General features: G+C 44.0%; 13 protein-coding genes. 11 read left to right on the top strand and 2 right to left on the bottom strand.

The genetic code is table 11. The features are described from left to right. Positions 1-15: 15 nt before the first annotated feature. The 6 genes from AC07M6_RS19695 to AC07M6_RS19720 all read left to right on the top strand — a co-directional run bounded on the left by AC07M6_RS19695 (position 16) and on the right by AC07M6_RS19720 (position 9,015). Entirely contained in the window at positions 16-3,369 is a 3,354-nt protein-coding gene (locus AC07M6_RS19695) for a TonB-dependent receptor (RefSeq protein WP_494892405.1), read from the top strand. 12 nt (positions 3,370-3,381) lie between these two features. Continuing rightward, entirely contained in the window at positions 3,382-4,935 is a 1,554-nt protein-coding gene (locus AC07M6_RS19700; protein ID WP_494892407.1) for a RagB/SusD family nutrient uptake outer membrane protein, read from the top strand. 12 nt (positions 4,936-4,947) lie between these two features. Beyond that, positions 4,948-5,760, top strand: a complete 813-nt coding sequence (locus tag AC07M6_RS19705; protein ID WP_494892409.1) for a hypothetical protein — start codon at positions 4,948-4,950, stop codon at positions 5,758-5,760. Between the two features lie 9 nt (positions 5,761-5,769). Next, a complete protein-coding gene (locus tag AC07M6_RS19710) occupies positions 5,770-6,432 on the top strand; it encodes a porin family protein (protein ID WP_494892411.1) in 663 nt (220 codons plus the stop codon). Between the two features lie 179 nt (positions 6,433-6,611). Next, positions 6,612-8,039, top strand: a complete 1,428-nt coding sequence (locus tag AC07M6_RS19715; RefSeq protein WP_494892413.1) for a polysaccharide lyase 6 family protein — start codon at positions 6,612-6,614, stop codon at positions 8,037-8,039. Positions 8,040-8,049: 10 nt separating this feature from the next. After that, on the top strand, positions 8,050-9,015 hold the full coding sequence (locus AC07M6_RS19720) for a hypothetical protein (RefSeq protein ID WP_494892415.1): 966 nt from the start codon (positions 8,050-8,052) through the stop codon (positions 9,013-9,015). Between the two features lie 86 nt (positions 9,016-9,101). Here the strand turns inward: AC07M6_RS19720 and AC07M6_RS19725 are convergent, their stop codons facing one another. After that, positions 9,102-10,346 (bottom strand): hypothetical protein, encoded by a 1,245-nt coding sequence (locus tag AC07M6_RS19725; RefSeq protein ID WP_494892416.1) that lies wholly within the window; start codon positions 10,344-10,346, stop codon positions 9,102-9,104. A gap of 25 nt (positions 10,347-10,371) precedes the next feature. After that, the gene (locus AC07M6_RS19730) at positions 10,372-10,713 is read right to left on the bottom strand and encodes a hypothetical protein (protein ID WP_494892418.1); all 342 of its coding nucleotides are present in this window, start codon (positions 10,711-10,713) and stop codon (positions 10,372-10,374) included. A 373-nt stretch (positions 10,714-11,086) separates the two neighbouring features. Here AC07M6_RS19730 and AC07M6_RS19735 point away from each other — a divergent pair, with 373 nt between their 5' ends. From AC07M6_RS19735 to AC07M6_RS19755, 5 genes are all read left to right on the top strand, one after another. Then, positions 11,087-12,313 carry a glycoside hydrolase gene (locus AC07M6_RS19735; RefSeq protein WP_494892420.1) on the top strand — a complete coding sequence of 409 codons (1,227 nt, stop codon included), beginning with the start codon at positions 11,087-11,089 and terminating at the stop codon, positions 12,311-12,313. A 359-nt stretch (positions 12,314-12,672) separates the two neighbouring features. Continuing rightward, a complete protein-coding gene (locus AC07M6_RS19740) occupies positions 12,673-13,767 on the top strand; it encodes a glycoside hydrolase family 43 protein (protein WP_494892422.1) in 1,095 nt (364 codons plus the stop codon). Between the two features lie 104 nt (positions 13,768-13,871). Then, positions 13,872-15,842 carry a sialate O-acetylesterase gene (locus AC07M6_RS19745; protein ID WP_494892424.1) on the top strand — a complete coding sequence of 657 codons (1,971 nt, stop codon included), beginning with the start codon at positions 13,872-13,874 and terminating at the stop codon, positions 15,840-15,842. A gap of 164 nt (positions 15,843-16,006) precedes the next feature. Next, positions 16,007-16,249, top strand: coding sequence for a hypothetical protein (locus AC07M6_RS19750; protein WP_494892426.1), 243 nt, complete (start codon positions 16,007-16,009; stop codon positions 16,247-16,249). Between the two features lie 570 nt (positions 16,250-16,819). Then, complete coding sequence (locus AC07M6_RS19755) at positions 16,820-19,972, top strand: SusC/RagA family TonB-linked outer membrane protein (protein ID WP_494892428.1); 3,153 nt, start codon at positions 16,820-16,822, stop codon at positions 19,970-19,972. The last annotated feature ends 5 nt before the right edge of the window (positions 19,973-19,977 follow it).

Below are 19,977 nucleotides of genomic sequence, written 5' to 3' on the forward strand. Positions count from 1 at the left end.
CAAATATTATTGGCTATGAAACTAACTGCTTTTATGATGATTGCAGCACTTACTCAGCTGAGTGCCAAAAGTTTTAGTCAGAATGTAACTATTCATGAAAAAAACACTTCCATTGAGAAAGTTTTATCATTAATTGAAAAACAAACCAACTATCACTTCCTGTTTGATAAGCTCGATTTGCCTAAGAACAGCAAATTAGATGTTAATGTAAACAATGCTACGGTTGAAGAGGCCCTTAACTCTTTTATTAAAAGCCAGTCGCTTACTTACAAGGTGTTTCAGCAAACTATAGTTTTAAGAAAAACAGAAGAAACGGCTAAACCCGCCGCGATAATTGCCCAAAAAATACAGGGAACAGTAACCGATAGCAAAGGTGAAGCGCTGCCCGGGGTGACCATCCGGGTTAAAAATGCGCCGGCACTGGTTACGGTTACAGATATTAATGGTAAATATACCATTAACGTACCCGATGAAAAGGCTGTACTGGTATTTACCTATGTAGGCTTCGATACGAAAGAAGAAGTTGTAGGCAGCCGCACCACCATTAACGTAACCCTGGCCGATAATGTAAGCACCTTAAATGATGTATTGGTAACCGGTTATGGCGGCACAGCAAAAAAACGCGATTTAACGGGCGCCATAACTACCGTAAACGCCGAACAGATAAAAGAAAGGCAACCGATAAACCTTTACGATGCCCTGCAGGGGCAGGCAGCCGGTGTACTGGTTATGAATGACAGCGGCGAACCCGGTGCTGAAGGTACGATACAGATCCGCGGGGCTTCCACTTTTTCAACATCGGGAGGTAATACACCATTGTATGTTATCGACGGTGTAATTGCAACTGATGCTGCCGCTATTAACCCAAATGATATTGAAAGTATTGAGATATTGAAAGATGCAGCTTCGTCGTCTATATACGGCGCGCGTGCGGCCAACGGCGTAATTTTGATCACCACTAAACGGGGGAAAGAAGGGAAGCCAAGGCTGGATGTACAATACGCGCACGTGTTTGGCAAGATCTCGCATTTAATTGCGCAGGCAAACTCGGCCGATCTGCGCTTATGGCGGAAGATACAGAGCCCGGCCAGCAGCGGTGCCGGAACATCTACCGACTCCTTAAACCCTGCCTATAACTCCGATAACTTTTTGGAAGCGATGTTGCTGGGTAATGTGGCCCAGAAAAACGACCTGAAATTTAGCATGAGCGGCGGGCAAAAAGGGCTGACCTATTATGGAAGTTTAAACTACCTGGACGATAGGGGTATTGCTTTAAATACATCGGCAAAGCGTGGCCAATCGCGTATTAACGTAGATTTTCAGGCAACGCCTAAATTAAAGTATTCAACAAGTTTAAGCGTTTCGTGGACTAAAAATCAAAACTGGAGCACCGGAGGGTCCCTCAACCCGGTCTTTGACCGGCCGAATAACCTCAGGGTATATTTGCCTGATGGCTCGCTCACCAGTTATACGTCAACCAAGCGAAACCCGATAGCAAACGTACTGCTCGAAAAAAATGAAACGCAGTCATACCGGGGGCAATTTAACAATACCCTCGATTATACCATATTACCGGGCCTGCGTATTACGGGTATCGGTAACGCCCAGTTAGATAACTCGCAGAACATCTATTTTCAGCCGCAGTTTTTGGATGATAATGGTAACGAGAACAGGGGAAAGAACGAACTGGATAAAACCATTAACTGGCAGTTACAGGCTTTCCTTAACTATAATAAAACTATTGCCAAAAATCATACTATTACCGGCCTGCTTGGCTGGAGCGCTGAACGCAGCCGTTATGACGATTTTTATGATGAAGCTATCCCGGCCTCGTTCATCAGCGAAAAAATATATGTATTTAACGGCAATAATATCGATATCACTAAAAGCTTTACTTCGGCCAGCGCGCACTCTACCCAATCCGTGTTCGGGCGTTTGGGCTATAGCTATAAAGGCAGGTATATTCTGTCCGGAACGTTCCGTCGCGACGGTTCATCGCGTTTTGGGCCCGAAAGCAAATGGGGTAACTTCTTCTCGGGCTCGGTTGCCTGGCGCTTTTCTGATGAAAAATTCATGTCGTTCACCAAATCGTTTTTGGATGACGGCAAGTTAAGGGCAAGCGTGGGACAACAGGGTAATGATGGGATCCCTAATTACGAATCGTATTCGCTGATCAATTTTGACGAGACTTATAACCTGATAGGCGGATCCACCACGGCTACCAAATTAGGTAATAACAGCATACAATGGGAAAATACCGTACAGCAGGATTATGGCCTCGATCTGACCTTTTTAAAGGGGCGTTTAGGTTTTACGGTTGATTACTATGTTAAAGCAACCAACCACTTACTGGCCGATCAGCAATTGCCTAAGGAAACCGGTTTTAACAGCGTTAGGGTAAACGTAGGCGATATCCAAAACAAAGGGATGGAGTTTTCGGTAAACGGCGCGCCGGTAATGACTAAAAGTTTTAAATGGAGTGTGATTGCCAACGTATCATTCCAGCGCGGAATTGTAAAATCACTGGCCAACCACCAGGAGTTTGTTACATCAGATAATAAGCACCTGATACAGGAAGGCGGCAGGCTGGGTAACTTTTACGGCTGGCACCAGTTAGGCATCTATCGCTGGGATGCATCAAATGCCTATGATGGCAATTGGAACAGGCTAACACCGGTTAATGTTTCGGCAGATGGAAAAACAGCCGAGTATTATACCACCAGCAACGGACAAAAATACACCGGTACCATCCATAATTTATACGGGCCGGCAGGTAAACTGGTAGGTGGCGATACCGAATGGGAAAATGCCAACCGCGATAGTTTAATTGATGATGGCGACCGCAAAATTATAGGTAATGCCACACCAAAATATTTCCTTGGCTTAGGTAATACCTTCACCTATAAGGGCTTTTCCCTGTCATTTAATATCAATGCAACAGTTGGCGGGCAGGTTTATAATGCCTTTGCCGAAAACCTATCAACCTTCGGTTCGTCAAATGGTACCGCATTGCCGCTGGCCATTTATACTGCCTGGAGGAAACAGGGGGACATTGCACTATACCCTTATTTCCCATATAAAGATACCCACGGCGACCAGAAAAAAGGCAACAACAGTTTTTACCTTGAAGATGGCACCTTTATACGGCTGGCCAGCGCAAGGATAAACTATAGCGTCCCTGCAAAGGTGCTGGGCAAATTTGGCATTAAGGGGTTAAACGCCTATGTATACGGCATTAACCTGCTCACATTTACAAACTATACCGGTTTCGATCCCGAGTTTTCTTCGGATGTGCTATCGCCCGGTGTCGACGGGGGCAAATACCCTAAACGACGCGAATTTGGTTTAGGCTTAAATGTTACATTATAAAATCAAAATAGGATGAAAAAAACATTAACAGTTACGTGCCTGGTATTAACCATGCTGTGCGGTTGCAAAAAAAGCTTTTTAATTGAAGAACCCCTTGCTGCAGTCAGCGTTAGCCAGTTTTACCAGTCGGCTAAGGATATAACAGCCGCCATGGCAGGTATGTATGGCTCGTTCCAGCAAAACATGATGGGCGAAAAGCAGGCTGCTAACCGGATGACTTACTGGGGCGAAGCCCGTTCTGATAATTACGAACGCGGCGGTAACTCGGGTAATAAGGAAAACGAAATGCAGTTAAACAGTTTAACCGCCGGTAACGATTGGGCAGACTGGTCGCCTATGTACCGAACTATAGGATTGGCCAATTTGCTGATCAAATATATACCGCAGGCCGTTCAATTAGAATCTAATAAAGCCCTGCTTACGCCGGCGATTGTAAATAATTACCTGGCGCAGGCTTATGCCATGCGGGCCATATGCTATTTTTATATTGTACGGAATTGGGGCGACGCGGTGATCCGTACCGAGCCTTACGACGACTTTTCGGTAAGCGGCGCTGTAGCCCGGTCGCCTAAAAACGATGTGTTTGATAAGGTGATCATCCCCGATCTGACGAAAGCGTATGATATGATAGACCGTACATCAAACCCAACCTGGACCATCAGCGAAGGAGCCATTTGCGCTACCCTCAACGATGTATACATGTGGCGTAAAGATTATCCAAACGCTATAAAATGGTTTTTGAACCTGGCCAAGGCCAAGGCGCCTACCGGTAAGGTTTACGGGTCGACAGCTATAACCGATCTGCAGCCGCAGGCCACTTGGAATGCTATGTTTACTGCCCCAACTACCAGTATTGAAACGATATGGAACATTAACTGGGATTTTGCAACCAATGCCTGCCCATGTATGGCGGGCGTATCCACAACTCCTAATAATACGCCTATTATTATCGATCTGGGTATTTTTACCAACTGGCCGCTTACCAATCCTACCGATATAAGGGTTAAAGCAACTTTTGATATCAATAAAAAAGAGCGCGACCGTTTGTGGAAATACTATGTGGGCACCTACGGCCCTCCGGGCGCTGGTGGGGTTACCGGCACCTATACTGTTGCAGCAGCAGCTATGACCACAAGTATAAATGTGTATCCGGTAATGTACAGGCTGGGCGATCAGTACCTGCTTTATGCCGAAGCGCTGAATAAAACAGGTGATAAAACCAACTCGCTTAAATACCTCAACTTTATCCGTACGCGAGCGGGGTTAACGCCGTACCTGGCAACAGATCCTGCGGTAGCTACCACGGATCTGCTGGAAGATGTGATCATCCAGGAAAGACAATGGGAACTGTTTGGCGAAGGTAAAAGATGGTTTGACCTGGTACGTACCGATCATGTGATAAAAATTATGGACCCGGTTGTTAAAAGAAGACAGATTTTAGCCGGTATACCTGCCGCCGACGCTACAGGCTGGGGAACCGACCTCAGAAAGTATTTATGGCCATTGCACCGCAATGTGCTAAACTCTAATGATCTGCTGGTTCAAAATCCACCATATTCCGATTAAAAATATACCAACATGAAAAATATTATCAAAATATCTGTAAAGCTGTTTGCCATAGTTGGTTTAAGCTTATTTTTTGCAGGCTGCAGCGTGTTTAGCCTGGACAATCAGAAGAACTACGAGTACGATCATTTTGTGCTGGATAACCAGTTACACATGACGGCCTGGGATTATTTAAAATCGCGCGCCAACGGCAATCCGACAAATAAAAACGATACCGTTTTTAGATGGATGAAAAAAGCCATCGATTATTGCGGTATTGATACCACGGAGTATATGAAGCCCGACCGTACCTATATATTTTTGCATAATGACGCCCTGATGGGTTTAACAAGCGGCAAGGTTGCACGCGGGTTCTTTTTTGATTTCCCGATAGTTACGGCATTAGACCCGGCAACGGGTTTGCCTAAAACCACTGTACCTGCCACACAATGGAGCCAGTATAGTAAACAAACTGTTAAAAATTACCTGTTATACCTCATCATTAAGGGAAACTATAATTTTAACAACATTTTGCCTGGCCCTAATATTTACGAAACCTTGTTGCCGGCCGGCTCTGTTGCCACCCGCGAATCTAAATTAGGTTTCCTGGTAACACCGGCAACAGTGCCCGGCTCTACCGATGGTAAAACTACTGTAGCCGCCACATTTACTTATGCTACAAACGGTACCGGTTTTGATCCCGAAGGAAAGCTAAACCTTCAATTGGGTAACACTGCCGATTCAAAGCTATTTCTTAGTGGCTACAATGTAGTACGGTCATCAGGTTATTATGCAGACAATGGTTCTATTCACGTATGGGGCACAACAGTATTCCCTACCAGATAAAAAACGATTATGAAAAAAATATTATTAGCGCTAATGCTATTATTTACGGCCCATTGTTTACATGCCCAAAACATAGGGTTTGGCTTGCAGGGAGGGCTTAATATGTCGACGATAAGTCCTAAATCGCCTAAAAGCGGAGGTGGCGGCTCACATGTGTATGCCACATTTCAATTTGGGGGGATGCTCGATATCCGTTTTAAGGATTTTACCCTGCAGCCGGGAGTATTATTAACAGGTAAAGGGAACCGCTCTGTAACGCCCGAAAATTTTATATCGAACGGCATCCCGACCCCTTATACCCTGACGCATTTAACCAATATAACGTACATTGAGGTACCCATTAACTTTTTATATACCCGCGTGGTAAAGCCGGGTAAGTTTTACGCCGGCGCCGGGCCTTACATTGCCCGCGCGGTTTGGGGCTCGTTCGGCGAAAAATCCACCATGAACACTTACTATAAAAGGGTAAGCAGTACCGATATTACTTTTGGCAGCGGTGCAGACCAGATCAACACAACCGATTTTGGCGTTAACATCCTGGCCGGGCTGGAATTGAAAAATGGAGTAAAGATGGGCCTTAATTGCGGGCTGGGTTTAACCAGTATTACTAACGATGGTACATCGGCCCGTAATAATCTGTTAAGCGTTGTGGTAGGCTATAGGTTTAAATAAGTTAGCGATACAACCTGAACCTGTGCAAGACTCCTCTGACCATAAAAATTAGAGGGGTCTTGCTTTTATGATAGATGCCATTTACGCCAATTAAATTGAATCATTCGCTTTTATAGCGAATAAACGCTGCTGTTTTTTATTCAAATTAGTACTTCAAATCCCCTGTTAAATTATATACCATGAAGAGAACAAACAACATTGACCCCCAGGTTACTTATAAAAAAGTGATGAATGGCCTGGCATTATTGCTGATCGTCCTGATCATGCTGTCATCAAAAAAAATAATGGCGCAAACGGTTACGGTGTCTTCCCTAACCGATCTGCAAAACGCGGTTAATAAAGCCAAGCCCGGCGATGTGATCACTGTAGCCGATGGCATTTATACCACAACTGGCGATATTTTAGTTAGCGCTGCGGGCACTGCGGCAAAGCCCATCACCATTATCGCTCAGCATGCCGGTAAAGCCGAAATTACAGGTGCCGGCGGTTTCAGTTTGGTTAAACCGGCAAAATATGTAGTGATTAGCGGATTTAAATTTACCCATCCGGCTTCTAAAGCTAAAACCGGGATAGGTACCAGTTTTTGCCGCTTTACGCAAAATGTATTTGAAACACCGGGAGATGGGGAAGACCTGACCATTGCCGGCAGCGACCAGGAGGTAGATCATAACACCTTCCAGAACAAAAATGCCATGGGGCGGTTTATTGCCATCCGCGGCGAGGGTAAACAAATAGCCGAACGCCTGCATATCCATCATAATTATTTTAACAACGCGGTGAGTCAGGGCGGCAAAAACGGGGCCGAAGCTTTCCAGTTTGGGCTAAGTGGTTTTAGCCTGTCATCAAGCAATAGTATTGTTGAATATAATTTGTTTGAACGGTGTGCTGGCGAGAATGAACTGATCTCGGTTAAGGCATCGGCAGTGATATTGCGCTATAATACCATACGCGATTGCCCCGCGCAATTTACCCTGCGCCACGGCAACAAAAGTGAAATCTATGGCAACTATTTTTTCAATACACCCGGTCTGCGCATTTTCGGCGATGACCACCTGATATACAGTAACTATTTTGAGAATTGCAGCGAGGCCATTACCGTTGGCAACGGCGATGGTGAAGTAGCGGATGGCGCGCAACTTACCGCGCACGACCGCCCCGACCGTGTGCTGATTGCCTTTAATACGCTTATCGATAATAAAAATAATATCATACAAACCGGCCGTAAGGATGGCATGGGTGCAACGCATGTAACCATAGCCAATAATATTATACAGGGTGGAGGTGCAGCCGCCACCATATCGGGACCATTAACGGATGGTGTATGGAGTGGTAATATCCTGTTTAAAGTAAAAGACGCGGGTAATATACCGGCAGAAGGGTATACTACGGCCGATCCTAAATTGATAAAGGACAAATCGGGCATTTATCATATCCAGGCGGGAAGCCCTGCTATTGACCATGCTGCGGGTTCATATCCCGGTGTTAAATTTGATATGGACGGCCAGGAACGCACCGGTACATTAGATGCCGGAGCCGATGAGATGAGCAATGCACAGGTAACTGCACATGCCCTTAAGCCCGGCGAGGTTGGCTTTGGGGTTAAATAAAATTTGAGCCATGAAAATGTACCGAATATTAATTATTGCAGGGCTTTTAAGTTTGCCGGCTATGCAGTTAGCAGCGCAGGATAAGCCATCGGCCCCGGCCGAACTGCCTGGTAAGGGATTGGCCCGGCACGATTTTTTTTACGCGGGCGAGGGCAATAAAATAATGTCGATAGTGCGTAAGGGCAAGGTGGTTTGGACTTATACCGATACCACCAGCAAAGGCGAAATAAGCGATGCGGTACTATTATCAAACGGTAACATCCTTTTTGCGCGCCAGTTTGGGATAACCGAAATTACCCCCGATAAAAAGCTGGTTTGGAATTACGACGCGCCGCCCAAAACTGAAATTCATACGGCAAGGCCCATTGGTAATGATCGGGTTTTATACATCCGTAACGGCAACCCGGCAAAGCTGTTTGTAGTGAATATCGTATCCAATCAAAACTTGTTCGAGATGGATTTGCCGGTTGGTAACCCGCTTGTTGTACATCCGCAGTTCAGGCATGCCGAACTAACCGCCGCGGGTACCTTATTGGTAGCCCACATGGATATGAGCAAGGTGTGTGAATACAATGGCGATGGCAAAATGATATGGTCGGTTGATGTGCTTAACCCCTGGTTTGCCGAACGTTTAAAAAATGGGAATACCTTAATTACCAGTAATAAAGGTTTTGTGCGCGAGGTGGATCCTAAAGGCGAAACCGTATGGGAATTTAAAACAACCGATATGCCCGACATCAAATTTTCGGGCTTGCAGAAATCGATAAGATTGGCTAATGGTAATACCCTGATCAGTAACTGGGCCAAAAAGGGAGATGGAACAGCCGTACAGGCCATTGAAGTGAACCCGGATAAACAACTGGTTTGGGCTATACGATCATGGGCTGAGCCCGATTTGGGTAGATCAACTACAATACAAATTTTGGATGATGCTACCGTTAAGCCCGAAAAGATGCATTTTGGAAGGTTTAAGTAACGCAGGGCGATAAAAACAAGAAATGCAAGTTTGTAATAGACCATTACAAGCTTGCATTTCTTTTTATAACTATTTGATGCTGTCTCTTATTTAAACCCAAATATTAACGGAAATATAAAGGTTACGATAATTGTCCATACAAAATAAACGGGCAGGTAAAAGGCAATAACTTTCCCAACCCCGCTTATGTCGGCTTTTTTTGAAATCACCTTGAAAAGCCTCGCGGTCACCAGCAGCAGGTTGATTAAAATTAAAACATTACCGCCCAGAATTGCAGTCCTGTTGGGTGTGAACCCCCATTCGGAAATGCGGAGCAAGATGGCGGAAAGCGCAACGCCATTAACAACTATGGTGATAACAGATAGCAGGAAAAGTACCCATATTTGAGTATTACTTTTAGTTGTTTTAGATGTTTCGGCAACAGAAAAGAAGATAATGGCCATAACGCCGACTAATAAAGCGTTAAAAACCAGCAGGAACTCCCGGTTGTTATAAGGGTTTTTACCCGAGTAAACAATGGCTATTAAATAAACCACCAGCATTACTGCTACCAGCGGACTGAATATTTTAGCAATTACCGGAGAAACTTTACCAACTAATTGCGGATTGGTTTGGGTAAGATAGGTGCCAACAATTGGCGCGGCTGCCAGCCCGAAAATAGCGACATTTTTAAAGTAAAACTCTTCGATTCTGAAACCAATGAGCGAGAAAAGCCCGACGGTTATGGCAGACATGATTCCGCCGGCTATCAGGATAAGCGTGGTCATCACAACCAGGTCGCCGTTATACTTTAAAAAGCCAAGCCGCTTCTCCTCGTTATTGTTCTTGCCGCCAACAAAAGCAAAACCCAATACCGACCATAAGAATAATGCTAAATGAAGGCACGATAAAATCAGGGTGTCGCTTTTCTTAACGTGAGGTAGGAGGTTGATAAAAATTAAACCTGCAAGTGTTGCGCCAATAATAAAGGCAATTTTACCGGTTGATAATTTATTCTTCCAGCCAAAATAAGCGGTTAACAGTGGGAAAACGATAAAGCCGATGTTCCTGGAATAGAAAAGCTCTTCGTCGATATGAAAAATTGCCGGCAGCTTTGCAATAAGGCCTGCTATCAGCGAAGCAATGATCACAAATGATAATTCCCTGCTTGTGCCCCAGTTAATTTCATCAGTTTCGTAATTCAGCCTTTCATGCCAAAAATCAGCAACCGCGTTGCCTTTAAGCTCGGGATATAGCGTACCGAACGCCCGCTTAAAAGGCGCCTTGTTAGCCCGGTACATCTTTTCGAGTTGCTTAGGGTCGTTTAAATGGGAGCGTATTTCTTCTTTCATGATTTTTATACTTTTAAACTTGTTGTTAATTCCACAATGTGCCGCTCAACCCCAAAACTATACCCAGCCACAGCGCAATCATATAGCCGATGATACCTAATGCGATAGCTAAAGGGGTTTTCCAGCCACCTTTGCCAAGCAACAGGCCTATCAAATAAGTAAACGCGCCACCTCCGGCACCTGCTAATGGCGTTATAATCAACGGTTGCACCATCCAAAATTTCCCCCATTCCGGCTTAGGATTTCTTAAAGGAAATATGAAAAGAGAGATCAGGACCAATGCGATGCCTGCACCAATTAATATGCGATTGACTAATAAAGCACGGTTAATTGGGTGTGTTGTTAAGTAGTTTGCCTGTGTCATCATAATTTAGTTTTATAAGTTATAAATAGTTTTTTAGATATTAATCAGGTAGCAATGGATAAAGAATATCGACAATTAAAAGTACTTTGTAGTGCAAAGTTAAATAAACACTTTGTATTTCAAAGTGTTTTCGAGAATTTTTTCCTCATGGGTGACAAAGCTGTTGGTAGCAAGGTGGGGGCAACATGTTATCTGCTATTCGTACGATACTGAGCCCGCCGTTATCAATCGATTTTTGTTAACAGGCTGTTTAAACATTTGTTACAGTAATAAAACTAAAATTGATATCCGGTAAACTAAAGAACATCTAAGTTCGCACTGCCTAATCTAAAGGCAAAGCCAATTAACCATTAGTTTATTTACAATTTACCGGATTATGAAAAAAAACTTATTAAAAGTTGCGGCCGTGATCTTTTTGCTGGCGAGCTGTACAAAAAGTAAAAACCAGGACGAACCCACCAGCAAAATCAGCGGTGACGACCCTTCGCTTACAAACGCCGCTGTTTTGGCAACGGCAACTATCGACGCAAGCACTGTACAACAAACTGTCCAGGGTTTTGGCGGAGCCAGTATTTTGGCCTGGATAGCCGATTTAACAACTGATCAACGAACAAAAGCTTTTTCCAGCAGCACAGGTATCGGGATGAGCATACTCCGCGTAATGGTGCCGACAAGCAGCAGCAGTTTTGCAGCCGAAAAACCAACTATCGATGTAGCTAAAAGTTATGGTGCAAAAATTATTGCAACCGCCTGGAATGCACCGGCCAGTATGATGACCGGCATCCATTTAAACACGGCCTCGTATGCCGATTATGCGGCTCATTTAAGTGCTTATAATACTGCTGTAGGCGGCGTGTATGCTATTAGTCCGTTTAACGAACCTAATTATACCGGATCGGGATGGATGGAAGCTACCGCAACCGAAGTGGCTAATTTTGTTGCTGCGCAGGGAAGTAATTGCGGAGCACCCCTTATGGCGCCCGAACCTTTTAATATGGATCAAACTTTTATTAATACTTATCTCAGCAATGCTACTGCCAAATCAAAAACCAGTTTTGTATGCGGGCATATTTATGGTAAAACACCATATTATTTAGGAAGTATTGGCAAAGAGGTTTGGATGACGGAACATTATACCAATTCAAGCATTAGCGGTAATGATTGGGGCAACGCCATGACCGCTGCTAAAGAGATCCATGATTGTATGAACGCGGGATGGGCTGCATACGTATGGTGGTATATCCGCAGAAGTTACGGGCCTATAGATGAAAGCAGCAATATCACCAAACTGGGTTACGTTATGGCCCAATATGCCAGGTATGTACGCCCAGGGTACAGCAAAATATCCTGCACGGCCAATCCTGCAACGGGCGTTTATGTTACCGCTTATAAAAGCGGAACAAAGCTGGTGGTTGTTATCGTCAATCAAAACGCGGCCACAACCTATCAGAGTTTTAGCTTAAGCGGTATTACTGTTACAGGGTTTAATCGTTATTTTACAACCAGCACGGCTAACCTGTCTACAAATAGTTTCACAGTATCAGGCAGCAGCTTTGGCATTAATCTCTTGCCATCCAGTGTAACTACATTAGTTTCGCTTTAGTTTTTACCCCCAGGCCGGTGTAAAATGACCCGATCGGCAGCTGCCTTCGGGCGATTTTCCACCCGCCTGAACATTTCTATCGTTTATTTAAACAAATGACACCTTACGCTTCCGTGTTCCGGGATACATTTGGACGATGGTGTTTAGTTTTTAAAAGCTAATAACCTGATGAACCAGAGCAAGGGCTATTGTATGAAATGGACTTCGCTGCTCCTGAATAATCGCACAAAAAAATATTTAATATGCTTATTAATGGTGGTCAGTTTCGTTCTGCTGGCCGGTAACCGGATGTGTCCGGGCCAAGCGCTTTGGAACGAGTAAGTGAACCTGGCAATAATCTTATAACCATAATATAACCAATGAAAAAAATTAATTCGCACTATGCCCTGTTCTCTGGTTTAGCCATTGTGTTATCCGGTCTGATCTCCTGCGCATCGCCCGGGCCCAAAACCAACGGTACAGATACCGCCAAAAAAGTAAATTTTTTGGCAAAGCCATTGATCACAGCTATTTATACAGCTGATCCATCGGCGCATGTGTTTAATAACAAGATCTACATTTATCCATCGCATGATATTGATGCCGGTATTGCAGAAAATGATAACGGCGATCACTTTGCCATGAACGATTACCATATCCTGTCTATGGACAGCATTGGCGGGAAAGTGACCGACCATGGCGTGGGACTGGCTGTTAAAGATATTCCCTGGGCAGGCCGCCAGCTTTGGGCCCCCGATGCTGCTTACAAAAACGGCACTTATTATCTGTATTTCCCCGTAAAGGATAAGCAGGATATTTTTCATATCGGGGTAGCCACATCAAAAGATCCCGCAGGGCCGTTTAAGGCAGAACCGCAGCCAATGGCCGGAAGTTATAGCATAGATCCGGCTGTGTTTACCGATACCGATGGCAGCAGCTATATGTACTTTGGGGGCATTTGGGGCGGCCAGCTACAGCGCTGGGTTAACGGCAAATATGCTAATGAATCAAAAACCGACGGTAAGAATGAAGAAGCGCCCGCCATATCCTGCAAGGTAGTTAAGCTAAAAGGCAATATGACAGAGTTTGACGGCGCGGTAAAGGACGTACTGATACTGGACAGCCTGGGCAAACCCCTGTTAACCAAAGATCATAACCGCCGTTTCTTCGAAGGATCGTGGATGCATAAATTCAACAATAAATATTATTTCAGCTACTCAACTGGCGATACACACCTGCTGTGCTACGCGGTAGGCGATAGTCCCTTGGGGCCGTTCACCTATAAAGGCGTATTCATGAAACCTGTACAGGGCTGGACCACCCACCACTCCATTATTGAGGTTAAAGGCAAATGGTATATTTTTTATCACGATACCGAGCTGTCCGGCAAAACCCATTTGCGCAATATTAAAGTTACGGAGCTGATCCATCATACCGATGGTACTATCCAATTAATTGATCCTTTTATAGAATAGGCGGGTGTGAGGCTATGCCGGTTTATTTGGCTGAGGTAAATAACTATCATCCTGCTGATCAAATAATCCTTAAATTGTAAAGTCAAAAGTAAACCTTCCAGCTTATGAACCGTAGATCCTATAACTTATCAGGCTTGCTGATCATCATGCTTTCGCTTAGGGTGTTTTCATCTTTTGCCGATATAAAACTGCCGCAACTGGTTAACAACCATATGGTGCTGCAAAGAGATGTTAAACTAAAAATATGGGGCTGGGCTGCCGTTGGCGAAAAGATCAATATATCATTTAACGGAACCCAATCTCATACCGTAACTGGCGCTGACGGTAAATGGCTGATCACTTTACCCGCAATGAAAGCGGGCGGCCCCTATACCATGAGTATAAAAGGCAATAACGAAATCGTATTAAGCGATATTTTAATTGGCGACGTTTGGTTTTGTTCGGGCCAATCAAACATGGTGTTGCCGATGGAGCGCTTAAAAGAAAAATACCCCGAAGAAGTAGCGCATGACCATTTTCCCGAGATCAGGAATTTTTTTGTGCCAACCAAAGCCGACGTTACCCGGGAATATGACGACTTGCCTCCCGGTAAATGGACACCCGCTGTTGACCGGGGGATCCTTGAATTTGGCGGGGTAACTTACTTTTTTGCCAAACAGCTCTATCAAAAATACCATGTGCCTATCGGGATTATTAATGCAAGCGTGGGCGGGTCCCCTATAGAGGCCTGGATCAGCGCCGATGCCTTTAAAGATTTTCCGGGCGAAATGGCGCAGGTTAAAAACTTCAGGGACACAGCTTACATGAACAACCTGGTCAGGCGCTTGCAGGCCGCCAGCCGTACGGCATCTCCACGTATGATAATGGAAGCAGATAAAGGGATAAGCGGTCCGCTAAAATGGACCGATCCGGCTTATGTGCCTAAAAACTGGCATCAATTCTGGATGCCGGGCTACTGGGCCGATCAGGGCGTAAAAAACCTGAATGGTGTACTTTATTTCAGGAAAGAAGTAGATGTGCCTGCATCCATGACCGGCGTGCCTGCCAAACTATTTGTTGGGCGCATTGTAGATGCCGATTCTACTTTTGTTAATGGGAAATTTGTAGGCAACATCACTTATCAATATCCGCCGCGCCGGTATGATGTGCCGGCAGGGCTTTTAAAGCCGGGCAAAAATATCATCATCGTTAAAGTTACCAATACCGCTGGTAAAGGCGGTTTTGTTCCCGAAAAAAACTATTCGTTAAATGTCGCCGGGCAGCGTATCGATCTGCGCGGCGAATGGACTTACCAGGTAGGGCAGGTGCAACCCCGGGTAAGTGCTGTAAGAAACAACAATGACCCCCAACCTATAAATGCTCAAAATGCGCCAACTGGTTTATATAATACCATGGCTGCACCCGCTGTTAATTATGCAATAAAAGGATTTTTGTGGTACCAGGGCGAGTCTAACGGTGGCAAAGCCGCAGCATATGCCAAATTATTACCGGCTTTAATTGCCGACTGGCGTAGTAAATGGGGCGAGGGCAATATCCCTTTTTTATATGCCCAATTGCCTAATTATATGGAAGTTGACTATTCGCCGGGGGAAAGCGACTGGGCACAGCTAAGGCAAAGCCAGTTAGCGGCATTGTCTATACCCAATACGGGCATGGCAGTAACTATCGATGCCGGTGAATGGAACGACATTCATCCCTTAGATAAGAAGGATGTTGGCGAACGTTTGGCACTATGGGCCCAGCGCCTGGCTTACGGCGCTAAGGATGTGGTTTGTTCGGGGCCTGTTTATCAGTCATCAACTATCGAAGGTAATAAGGTGATACTCAGCTTCAGCCATACCGGCAGCGGCCTGGTGGTAAAAGATGGGGGAGACCTTTATTATTTTGCCATAGCCGGGGCTGATAAAAAATATGTTTGGGCAAAAGCCCGGATAGCGGGCGACAAAGTTATGGTATGGAATGACGCGGTTCCTAACCCCGTTTACGTTCGCTATGCCTGGGCGGATAACCCGGAGGGGGCAAACTTATATAACCGGGAAGGCTTGCCGGCATCGCCGTTTGAAACTGGCCGCTAATCATCATCCCTAAACCGGAATGAAAAATACAACTGCGCATTTGTAACCTTTATTTACACAAATGAAGCCTGGCACGATAGTGATATCGCCTGTTTTTGAATAAAGAACCAATTATTTATCCCTTAAACCAATTAAAAAAATGAAGAAAATGAGATTTTTTATCCATGAACTGTGCCCTGTTTTTTTGTTTAGCCTATGCCAAAGCGCAAACCCTGCCGGTTATTGTGGAAGCCGAATCAGGCAATGCCGGAAACGACTGGCAAGCAAAAACGGAAGCGAATGTTAAATTTGTAACTACCCAAACAGATTTTGCAAGCCGCGATTTCCCGGGCGGGGAGCATAAAGTAATTACCTATAAGGTCACCTTCTCCAAAGCCGGGACATATGATATGCCATACCCCGCTTAATTTCTTTTTATGATATCCGGTTCTGTCCGATTAAAGCAAATATGTTATGGTTATCTTATTCATCTGAAAGATTTTTGAGCGTTAAGCCTGCAGGTTTCCTGTTAATTGCCCATATAGTGCTGTAAATAAGGTGAATTAAACATATGTAGTATCTTTTTGATGAAAATTTACATCGTTAATTCTTCAAACAACAGAACTTTACCTTGCTAAGTAATTAAAAAACCAGTTTACTAAAACTGGCTAATAACCAATTATAATTCAATACCATATTTATTGCCTTACTGTAATTGATCAATATGACAGCAATCTGTTAAGTTATGCAATCGATTGCTTTTTTACCGCTGCTATTAAATATAATAAATAGCATAGCTATAGATTTAATTCAGGCTTTAAATATCATTATTACTATAAACCATAAAAATGAATAACTACCATTATTAAACCATTAAACCATTAAAACATGATGAGAACTCAAACTTAAAACCTCTTATTTATAATACTGATGTAAAAGCCCTTCCGAGTTAGACTTGCCAGGGGAATCAATTGATATTAATTAACTGAACATATTATATGCAAAAACTTCAACTCATTAAATTTTGGAAAATTTTTCTGATCACAGTATCCCTGAACATATTTTCCTTTTCTCTTTTTGCCCAAACTATTTCCTTGCGGGGGAGAGTGGTGGATGAAAAAGGAGAAGCCCTGATTGGTGCCACTGTAAAAGCTTCAGGTAGCGCAACGGCCACTACCACCAACCTAAACGGCGACTTTGTATTGAATGTACCGGCAAGAACTAATAAAATTATTGTCTCTTTTATTGGCTATACAGATTACGGAAAAACCCTTGCACCGGGAGTAACTAACCTGGGGACCATTACCATGGTAAGTAATACTAACAGCCTTAGTGAAATAGTGGTGGTGGGTTACGGAACATTAAAAAGAGAGGATGTTACCGGAACGGTAGCTACGGTTGATGCGAAGGTTTTAAAAGAGATCCCCGCATCTAACGTTATCGACCAGCTAAAAGGCCGCGTAGCTGGCCTGGATGTGGTTAACGGCAACAACGGACCAGTGATTACGCTTAGGGGTAACCGGACTATAGGTGCCGCCCCAGGCGTGGACGGGCCACTGATTGTTCTGGACGGACAACCCTATTATAACTCTATAGAAAATATCGACCCTAACAATATTAAAAGTGTTGATGTACTGAAAGGCGCTTCAGCAACTGCTATTTACGGTTCGCGTGCATCCGGTGGGGTGCTTTTAATAACCACCAACCGTGGCCGTGTAGGGCAAACCGTTACTTCATATGATTCCTATTATGGTATCAGTAAACTGGAAGGCGATTTGAAGATGTTAAACGGCCAGCAGTTTGCACAACTTCAGCTTGATGCATTGCAAGGTGCACAACTGCAAAACCCTACGGGTGCTCCAGCTATTACCAGTAACCCTTATGCACTTACTGCAATAGAACAAAAAGCATTGGCCGAAGGTATTAGCACTAACTATCCGGCATTATTACTAAGGAATGCCATGGTTTGGGACCAAAGTTTAAGAGTTTCGGGCGGGACAGAGAAAACACAGTTCACCGTGGGTGTAGGTTATCGTACAAATAACACTTTAGAACGTAATAATAACTATACAAAACGCTTTTCATTAAACGCCACCATAGACCATAAAATAAACAACTATATTAAGTTTGGATTAAGCACACTGGCAACAGTGCGCCTCATAAATTCTGGCGGCGGTAACCAACTGCAGAATGCGCGGTACCTTAGTCCGTTAACTTATCCTTACAATCCTGACGGGTCTTTAACTCTATTACCTCAATCTGACCAGATTGATGCCACAACCATAAACCCGTTGCTTCCGGGAAGCCTGCCAGACCAGTATTATAATTATACCCGCGGTTTTGTCAATAACAATATCTTATATGCGGAAATCTCTCCGGTTAACCATTTAAAATACCGTTACTCTATAAACTACAATTTCTCACAATCATTACAGGGAACTTATAACGGTATTAACAATGCCGATTTGTTAACCATTGCCAAAACCAGCGCAAGTACAGCTAATAATTATCAATATCGGTTGGCACAGGAACATTTGCTGACTTATGATAACGTTTTTGCCAAAAAACATAGTGTAAACTTTGTGGCAGGTTTTAATTCAGAATTACAGCATAATGAAAACTCAAGTGTTAATGCTACCGGTATTCCTTCTGATGCCAACCGTAACGAAAACCTTTCGTTGGCACAGGTAATCACCAATACGCCAGGTTCATATAGTGAGCAGGGTATATTATCGGTATTTGGTCGTTTAAATTATGCATTCGACCGCAGATATGACGTTACCGCTACCATCCGTTCAGATGCCAACTCTGCATTAGCCCAGGGTCATCAGCGCACAACATACCCGTCTGTGGGCTTGGGCTGGGTAATCAGCAACGAAAGTTTCATGAAGAAATTTGATTATATTGATAATTTGAAACTACGTGGCGGCTACGGTGAAACTTCCACTATTGGCAGCATTGGGCCATACAATACCTTAGGGCAACTAAGCTCAAGCAAATACCAGTACGGCGGTTTATCTTCAGGCGATGCCCAAACTGTTAGTGTAACTACCCTGGTTAACTCAAATTTAACCTGGCAACGCACCGCTGAATACAATTTAGCTTTAGATTTTGCCATACTGAACAGCAGGCTTAGCGGTTCTGTAGAGGTTTACAAAACAAGAACCACCGGCATTATTCTGCCAAATCAATTACCGGTTACAAATGGCGCCCGTTCTCAGATATCTAATTTGGGTACTTCTGAAAATAAAGGCCTTGAAGTTACATTGAGTAGTATTAACATCCAAAACGCGCATATCTTTAACTGGTCAACTGATTTTAATATTGCATTTAGTCGTGAACGGGTTGTTTATCTACCTAATGGCGGTCTTGTTAATATCAACGCAGGCGAATTTGTAGGGCAACCATTAAATGTAATTTATGATTTAAAAAAAGTAGGCATTTGGCAAACCAGCGAAGCCGCCCAAGCGGCTATTTATGGCCAAAAGCCAGGTGCTATCAAAATTGAGGATCTTAACGGCGACGGAAAGATTGACGCAAATGATAACCAGTTCGTTGGCAATTTCCAACCGCAATACACCTTCGGTTTAACCAACCGTTTCAGCTACAAGAATTTCGATCTGAATATAGTAATACAAGGCCGTATGGGTTTTACAACGGTTGTGCCTTACGTTTCTTCAACTAATTCTTCTGTTAATGGCTGGCAGTTTTTAAACATGGGCCGCCATAACCAACCGATAATTGATTATTGGACGCCTAACAATCCTACCAATGCATTCCCTGAACCTAACTCTAATACGCAACAACCTTATTATTCTACGCTACAGTATTATGATGGTTCGTTTATCAGGGCAAAAAGTATCAACTTAGGTTATAACCTTCCGGGTAAGCTATTGAAAAATATCGGTGTAAGTTCGCTACGCATATACGCCAATGTAACCAATCCGTTCTTTATTTATGCACCTATCAGGAAACAAAGCTTCTCTGTTCCTGATGCTGAATCCACTTATAACAGCGTACCTGCAGGTGTATCAGCCAGTGGTAACATAGGTGGTGCCGACGGTGGCTCAGGCGCTAATTTCCGTGGTATTGGTCTTAATGCCGGGGAGCAAACACGCGATTTTATTATAGGCATTAATGCAAGATTTTAATTAAA

This window comes from Mucilaginibacter sp. GW821-FHT07H05, from assembly GCF_059418485.1.

Bases quoted from the DNA above. Each gene is read 5' to 3' on its own strand.
- AC07M6_RS19730 (WP_494892418.1), bottom strand. From the start codon at position 10,713: ATGATGACACAGGCAAACTACTTAACAACACACCCAATTAACCGTGCT.
- AC07M6_RS19720 (WP_494892415.1), top strand. From the start codon at position 8,050: ATGAAAATGTACCGAATATTAATTATTGCAGGGCTTTTAAGTTTGCCG.
- AC07M6_RS19735 (WP_494892420.1), top strand. From the start codon at position 11,087: ATGAAAAAAAACTTATTAAAAGTTGCGGCCGTGATCTTTTTGCTGGCG.
- AC07M6_RS19700 (WP_494892407.1), top strand. From the start codon at position 3,382: ATGAAAAAAACATTAACAGTTACGTGCCTGGTATTAACCATGCTGTGC.
- AC07M6_RS19710 (WP_494892411.1), top strand. From the start codon at position 5,770: ATGAAAAAAATATTATTAGCGCTAATGCTATTATTTACGGCCCATTGT.
- AC07M6_RS19740 (WP_494892422.1), top strand. From the start codon at position 12,673: ATGAAAAAAATTAATTCGCACTATGCCCTGTTCTCTGGTTTAGCCATT.
- AC07M6_RS19750 (WP_494892426.1), top strand. From the start codon at position 16,007: ATGAACTGTGCCCTGTTTTTTTGTTTAGCCTATGCCAAAGCGCAAACC.
- AC07M6_RS19705 (WP_494892409.1), top strand. From the start codon at position 4,948: ATGAAAAATATTATCAAAATATCTGTAAAGCTGTTTGCCATAGTTGGT.
- AC07M6_RS19715 (WP_494892413.1), top strand. From the start codon at position 6,612: ATGAAGAGAACAAACAACATTGACCCCCAGGTTACTTATAAAAAAGTG.
- AC07M6_RS19725 (WP_494892416.1), bottom strand. From the start codon at position 10,346: ATGAAAGAAGAAATACGCTCCCATTTAAACGACCCTAAGCAACTCGAA.
- AC07M6_RS19695 (WP_494892405.1), top strand. From the start codon at position 16: ATGAAACTAACTGCTTTTATGATGATTGCAGCACTTACTCAGCTGAGT.
- AC07M6_RS19755 (WP_494892428.1), top strand. From the start codon at position 16,820: ATGCAAAAACTTCAACTCATTAAATTTTGGAAAATTTTTCTGATCACA.
- AC07M6_RS19745 (WP_494892424.1), top strand. From the start codon at position 13,872: ATGAACCGTAGATCCTATAACTTATCAGGCTTGCTGATCATCATGCTT.